We start from the raw sequence: 3,416 nt of genomic DNA, 5'->3' as shown, positions 1-3,416 counted from the left end.
CGGTAGTGAAGTGCTTCCGGTTCGAAACACGAACAGGCATAACGAAGTCCATGATGGACCTTCCCCCGCTCTGAGCACCGGCTCCAGCAACAGAAAACCTGTCACACAACAGCCTGACACACAGGGATGTTCCGGCGACTGGGCAGGTTTCCGGCGAACTCGCCGGGTGCGGGCCCGCTACCCGCGTCTCCGGTTCCGGGCCTGCGCGTCCTTCCCGAACCAGGCGCTGACCAGCAGCCACACGGACCACATCAGGATCAGGACAATCCCGGCCAGCGTGGGAGTGGTGTTCGCCGAGGAGAAGCCTTCGGCCCCGACAATCCAGCCCTGGGCAACGTACGCCAGCCCGGAGAGCGCCATGAGATAGCCGATCAGTCCGGAGACGCGGCGTGCCCCAACAACCACGGCACCGGTCAGGAGCAGGGCCGCACCCAGCACGAAGTTCTGGTAGCTGCGCATGCCCCACTCCAGCCACCGGATGCCCTCGGCGGTCGCAAACCGGGCGGTTTTCTCCGGCTCCGCGGCGGCAGCCCAGGCGTCCACGGCGTGCTTGAGGGCAACCCCGTCGACGGCCTGGAGGGAGGCATACAGTGCCAGTGCGGCGACCGCTGCCACCGCACCGAAGAGGGCCGCCCAGGCCAAGGCTCCGTCCGGCGCTTTCAGGACCACCAGCAGGACCACCAGCCCGGAGATGAGAAGCGCCATGCCAGCGAACTGCCCCAGGTGGACGGCAGTCCAGATGCCGCTGCGGGCGTACTCCGTGAACGTCGCCGCATGGTCGTTCGCGGTGGCCGTATCGGCATGGAGCAGCCCGGCAATCACCGACACCGCGAAGCCGGCAAACGCCAGCGTGGCGGCAAGGCGCAACGGCGCGCGGGGCGGTGACGGGCGCCCCGACTCGGCCGAAGCCGCAGGCCGCGGGCTGTGGCCGTCTTGTGTTCCGAACTTCTTCATGGGCATCGCCCGCTTCGTGCCGACCTGCAGGTTCGCAGTGTGTGCGCCTAAGCGCAGGCTACCCCGATTGCCCGCGCGGGGCCACGGCACGTTGCAGCGGCAATTGCCTGGGCCTCCTGATAGCGGCCGTTGCGTAATGCCAGCACTCAAGGAGGGGCGGGCACGGAACCGCCACAGCCGACTTTTTCGGACTTTGGTATTGCGCCCGGTCCGCCGATCATCCACACTGGCTACAGATCCGCAGGAGATTGCTTCCGCCGATCCAGCCCGCCAGATACTTCGGCCGGCCACCGCCCCATCAGAGAATGTCGGGCAACCCCTCTGGAACCACCGCTTTCCGCCTCCCCGGGTATGCCCGGACCCCGGAAACCCGTGCCCGCTGAGGACCCCGGCACATCCCGCCTAGAAAGAGACCACGATGATCAAGCGCCACTCGGACGTCGTCCTGGAAATCACCGCCCACGACCCGGACACCGTCGAAAACGACCTGAACGCCGCCGTAGAGATCGCCCGCGAACACGCCATGAAGGAATGCCGCCACGGCATCCTCGTTACCCAACACGGATACACCAGCTACACCGTCGCTGTAAGCCGCGATGTCCCGTACGGACAGACGCTCGAACGGCGTGAAGAGCCGGCGAGCTCATAGACGGAGACTGGTCCGTGCCGCTGAGGTTCACCAAACCGGCTCACAGCGCAGGATCGCTCTCTGGGAGTTCAGCGTGCGGACGGGCACTGTCATGAGATGGTCATGCTGAGCCTGCGCGGGGATGAGGGCTTCGATCGCGCCCATATCGTGCGACGCTAGTTGCATGGATCTGGAGATATCGCCTGCGCTCACGATTCCCGCGCCGGAATTGCGTTGGCGGTTCTCGCGTTCGTCCGGGCCAGGCGGTCAACACATCAATACCTCGGACAGCCGCGTCGAACTCTCGTGGAACGTCGCCGCCTCGGCGGCGCTTTCGGACGGCCAACGGCTGATGCAGGTCATGCGTCTCGGACCGCGCCTCATCACCGGGGTGATCACCGTGACCGCCTCCGAGCGGCGCTCCCAGCTGCGCAATCGCGAGATCGCCCTGGCCAAGCTCGCCGACCTCGTGGCAGAGGGTCTTGCTCCCGATGCTGCCCGACGCCGGGCGACCAAACCGACCAGGGGCTCGAACCGCCGGCGCCTCGCCGCAAAGGAACGGCGGGCGGCGACGAAACAGCAACGAAAGCGGCCGTCCCTCGATTAGCGCCCGCCAGTCGAGCGAGCGGTTCCCGGTCATGAGCGGGCCGCCGTGGGGTGGGCGCCGTTAACGTGCCCGGAGGCAGTCATGGCCGTGTACTCGATCCGCTCCGAGCGGCCCGTGTGCAGGGAGCGGGTGGCGGCCTCCGCGATGGCCTGGGCCTTGAGCCCGTCGTCGAGCGAGGGCGTCAGGGCAGTTCCGCCTTCCACCGCGGCGACGAAGTGGGCCAGGGCGGCGGCGTAGGTGGGCTGGACGCGTTCGAACCAGCCGGGGTGCAGCCCGTCGTCCACCACCTGACCTGCGCGGTACCTGGACACGGCTCCGGTGCGGCGGCGTCCTGCCTCGACCAGGCCCGCGGAGCCCATGACCTCGATCCGCTCGTCGTAGCCGTAGCCCGTGCGCCGGACGCTGTCGATCTGTACCAGCGCACCGGTGGGCAGCCGGAGCGTGACCGCGGAGGTGTCGACGTCGTCGTACTCGGCCAGGCGGGGATCGGACAGGGCGGAGCCGACGGCGAAAACGTCCACCGGGTCCAGCCCGGTGAGCCAGCGGGCGAGGTCGAAGAAGTGCACGGTCTGGTCTCGCATCTGGCCGCCTGATGTGGCGATGTACGACAGCGGCGGCAGGGCCGGCCCGCGGGTGGTGAGCTGGAGGAGTTCGACGTCGCCGATCTCACCGGCGTCGATGACCCGCTTAAGTTCGGCATAGTCGCGGTCGAAGCGGCGGTTGAAGTCGACCATGACCGGGACGGCGCGGCCGGCTGCGTGGGCGGCGGCCTCCCGGGCCCGGTCAAGGTCCAGGTCAATCGGCTTCTCGCACAATACGGCCAGCCCGGCGTCGGCGGCGCGGACCAAGTGCTGGGCGTGGGTGTCGGTGGAGGAGGCGATGAAGACCGCGTCAATTTGTTCGGGGTCGAACACCTCGTCCAGGTCCCGGGCGGTGCGGGTTCCGTGCGTGTCAGCCAGGGCCTTGGCTCGGTTCTGGTCGATGTCATAGACGCGGGAAAATTCGACGCCGGGATGGGCGGCGAGGTTGGCGGCGTGAACGGAACCGATGAAACCGGCCCCCAGGAGGGCGAAGCGCAGCACGTCAGCCTCCTGTCTCGGGGCGGGCCGGCTTCGGCGACTGTGGTGCACTCATAACAATTCCTCACTGCTGGACAAACACTATTGGACAACCACTTGGACCGGTCCATAATGGACTTTGTCGGTAACGCTCGTCAACCCCTTATGC

General features: G+C 67.4%; 4 protein-coding genes. 2 read left to right on the top strand and 2 right to left on the bottom strand.

Annotated elements, in window-relative coordinates; translation table 11 throughout:
* Positions 1–177: 177 nt before the first annotated feature.
* Entirely contained in the window at positions 178–954 is a 777-nt protein-coding gene (locus LQV16_RS23190; protein WP_229996182.1) for a hypothetical protein, read from the bottom strand.
* A 418-nt stretch (positions 955–1,372) separates the two neighbouring features.
* On the opposite strand from LQV16_RS23190, the gene LQV16_RS23185 reads away from it, so the two are divergent.
* Both LQV16_RS23185 and arfB read left to right on the top strand, forming a co-directional pair.
* On the top strand, positions 1,373–1,603 hold the full coding sequence (locus tag LQV16_RS23185; RefSeq protein ID WP_229996181.1) for a hypothetical protein: 231 nt from the start codon (positions 1,373–1,375) through the stop codon (positions 1,601–1,603).
* Positions 1,604–1,766: 163 nt separating this feature from the next.
* Positions 1,767–2,189, top strand: a complete 423-nt coding sequence (gene arfB / locus LQV16_RS23180) for an alternative ribosome rescue aminoacyl-tRNA hydrolase ArfB (protein ID WP_229996180.1) — start codon at positions 1,767–1,769, stop codon at positions 2,187–2,189.
* Between the two features lie 29 nt (positions 2,190–2,218).
* Here the strand turns inward: arfB and LQV16_RS23175 are convergent, their stop codons facing one another.
* Complete coding sequence (locus tag LQV16_RS23175) at positions 2,219–3,271, bottom strand: Gfo/Idh/MocA family oxidoreductase (RefSeq protein WP_229996179.1); 1,053 nt, start codon at positions 3,269–3,271, stop codon at positions 2,219–2,221.
* Positions 3,272–3,416 lie beyond the last annotated feature (145 nt).

The sequence above is a fragment of the Arthrobacter sp. Bi26 genome, assembly GCF_918697925.1.
Taxonomy (GTDB): Bacteria; Actinomycetota; Actinomycetes; order Actinomycetales; family Micrococcaceae; genus Arthrobacter.
The sequence above is the reverse complement of the archived record's forward strand: the minus strand, read 5'-3'. Positions and strand labels throughout refer to the sequence as shown.